The organism is Candidatus Mycoplasma haematohominis (assembly GCF_902712995.1).
GTDB lineage: Bacteria > Bacillota_I > Bacilli_A > Mycoplasmatales > Mycoplasmoidaceae > Eperythrozoon_B > Eperythrozoon_B haematohominis.
The window spans coordinates 1-1772 of the sequence record NZ_CACTIB010000026.1; the positions used below are offsets into that span (position 1 = coordinate 1).

Below are 1772 nucleotides of genomic sequence, written 5' to 3' on the forward strand. Positions count from 1 at the left end.
GTGTTGAGAAAGTTACTTTGGGCTTTGGAAGTGAAGCAACTTCTCTGAATAAGGTTTGTGATGTTGCGTTTAATCAACAAAGAACAAATTGAAGCGTAAAACTAAATTATGAAGACAATGTTTGAGTATATTGTTCAATAGTTGGAGCTAAATATACGTTTGTCTTTAATGAGTACGATAATAAGTTTGGTTCTAAACCTGAACACAAAAATAAAATTCTTTCTGTAAAGAGTGGTGATAATGAAGCATTTTGAGAAGAAAGAAATGAACAGTTTTTTGGAGAGGCAGGAAAAGATGGTTTAGGAGTCAAGGCTTCTGAAGATTCAGAGTTTGCAAAGCTTTATGAAAAGAAAAACAGTAGAGGCGTAGACGACACTATAAAGAAAAAATGTGAAGTTGCTTATAGTTTTGCTATATCAGAAACATCTGGAACTCCTAAAGTAAAAGATGAAGACATTAAAAGATTCTGTTACTTAATTCCGGAGTAGATTTATGACAACGCAAGTAGCTGGAGGCATAGCAGCGGGAATTGTTTTGGTGGGAGGGACAGGAGTAGGGGTGTACATGCTTGCTACTCGTACTAGCGATCCTATCACCTTAAAGCAAGCATTAGTTGGAATAACCGATAAGGGTGACTATGAAAATAATGCTAAATTAGCTGGATATGGAACAAATAAAGATGTTTTGGTGGCAGATGTACCGGAAAATCAAAGTTGGTGAAACGCTAGGCACAAAGAGAAATTGGAAAAAATAAAAGGACAAGACAATAATAGAGCTTTGTCTTCACATTTTAGGTCTGTAGATAAGGGTTATGGCGTTGGTGAGACTGATACCACTACTGCCTTAAATAAAGTTTGCGATACTGCTTATAAATTAGACAAAGATGGGTTTAAAGGCACTGAAGATACAGATACAAAATTTCAGTATAGAAAAGATGTGGAAAAATTTTGTACTGTAAAGGGAACAGAAACTTTACAAGTTGAGTAGTGGATTCAATTAAAGTAGCTATTGCCGGAGGCGGAGTTGCTTTGGCAATAGGAGGAGGAATAGGGATTTCTATGATTTCTTCTAGCCCATGAACTTTGGAACAAGCACTGGAGAGCGATAAGATAACTTCTCAGAAAGAGAGTTATGTAGGAGAAAATAAGTTGTTTAATGTTGGAAACAATAAGAGGGTGTTAGTTGCAAATGTGCAGGAAAATGAGAGTTGATGGAATGCGAGGTATAAGGAGAAGTTAGAAAATTTGGAAGGTCAAGCAATAAATAGAGCCTCTTCTTCTGAATTTCGAGCTGTGAATAAGGGTTATAGCTCTGACGAAGGAGATGTGCTTGCTGCTTTGAATAAAGTTTGTGATACCTCTTACAAGAAGGAAAAAACGGAGTTCAATGGAGCAGGAGATAGCAGTAATAGAGCAAAATATCGAGAGGATATAGGAAAGTTTTGTACACTAAAAGGAACAGAAGTTTTACAAATTGAGTAGATTGGGTTCAATCAAAGCAGAAGTTTTTGCAGGCTAAGTAAAGAATTTCTATGATTTTTGTCTAGTGTGTTTTGAGATAGTAAAATGAAAGAGGAAAAAACAACCTGATTCTAAAAGAGTTAAGAAGAGTTTACTAGTTTGTAGTGACCAATCTTTCGATAGCGGGAATTGCTGTTTTGGCAATAGGGGCAGTAGCGATAGGCGTTTACCAAGGAACTAAAGAAGATAAAGAGGCAATCGCGTTAAAAAGAATAGAAAGAAAAAGCGCATTGAATAGAAGATACACTTATC

The 1772-nt window shown here is 36.1% G+C and carries 3 protein-coding genes; all 3 read left to right on the forward strand.

All coding sequences use genetic code 4. The features are described 5' to 3' along the window. The coding region (locus H6411_RS04490) for a hypothetical protein (protein ID WP_216083450.1) at positions 1–488 on the forward strand (488 nt) is incomplete at its 5' end. A gap of 4 nt (positions 489–492) precedes the next feature. Then, a complete protein-coding gene (locus H6411_RS04495) occupies positions 493–987 on the forward strand; it encodes a hypothetical protein (RefSeq protein WP_216083451.1) in 495 nt (164 codons plus the stop codon). Further along, positions 987–1481 carry a hypothetical protein gene (locus tag H6411_RS04500; RefSeq protein ID WP_216083452.1) on the forward strand — a complete coding sequence of 165 codons (495 nt, stop codon included), beginning with the start codon at positions 987–989 and terminating at the stop codon, positions 1479–1481. Before H6411_RS04495 ends, H6411_RS04500 begins: the two co-directional genes overlap by 1 nt. Positions 1482–1772: the final 291 nt, after the last annotated feature.